This is a genomic window from Sphingomonas sp. CCH9-E2 (assembly GCF_001557215.1).
Lineage (GTDB): Bacteria > Pseudomonadota > Alphaproteobacteria > Sphingomonadales > Sphingomonadaceae > Sphingomonas.
The window spans coordinates 1-625 of the sequence record NZ_LSJM01000179.1 but is presented as its reverse complement, the minus strand read 5'-3'; the positions used below and the strand labels follow the sequence as shown (position 1 = coordinate 625).

The 625-nt window shown below is 71.2% G+C and carries 1 protein-coding gene and 1 pseudogene; both read right to left on the bottom strand.

Features of this window, described 5'->3' with window-relative positions:
- Positions 1-367: pseudogene (locus AX681_RS22835) on the bottom strand (DUF6118 family protein); the annotation flags it as partial.
- Between the two features lie 9 nt (positions 368-376).
- On the bottom strand, positions 377-625 hold a 249-nt coding region (locus tag AX681_RS09060; RefSeq protein WP_443026343.1), incomplete at its 5' end, for a hypothetical protein.

Below are 625 nucleotides of genomic sequence, written 5' to 3'. Positions count from 1 at the left end.
CGGACCCGGCGATGGCGCGAAGCTCGGCCATGACGCGGGCCTTGTCCTCGCCCGCCTTGGCGAGCGCGGCCTGGTCCTCGCGCCGGGCGGCGTTGCCCGCCGCCGCGATCCGCTGCGCCATTTGCTCGGGCGTCATCGCCAGCGCCGGGGCGGCCTTCAGAAACTGGCCGATGCGCGCGATGTTCTCGCCCGCCGTGTCCACGCCCTGCTGCATCCGCCCCAGCGTCTCGGAATAATCGGGTATGTCTTGTCCGCCGCGCTCGGCCGCCAAGCCCTCCACGGCGCGGCGCAACAGCGCAAGCTCGCCGCGCATCGCCTCGAACGCCTCGGCTGCGTCGGCTCCTTGGCTATCGTCCTCGTCCGTCACCTGTCCCCCTTACCGGCTCATGCCACGATCGCGGTCGCGGCCTTGTCCGACCGACTGCGCGAGCTCCTGCCCGATCGACCGGCCCCGCTCCATGCGCAACGCCAGCTCGGACGCGCGGGCGCGCAACACGGATTCGAGCTGCGGATCGCGATGCAATCCGCCCGCCATGTTCTCCATGCGCTTGCCCAACTTATCAGCGCCGGCACGCTCCATGCTGGCGCGCGCCTCCTTCATGCCCTGCCACTGCTCCACGAACCG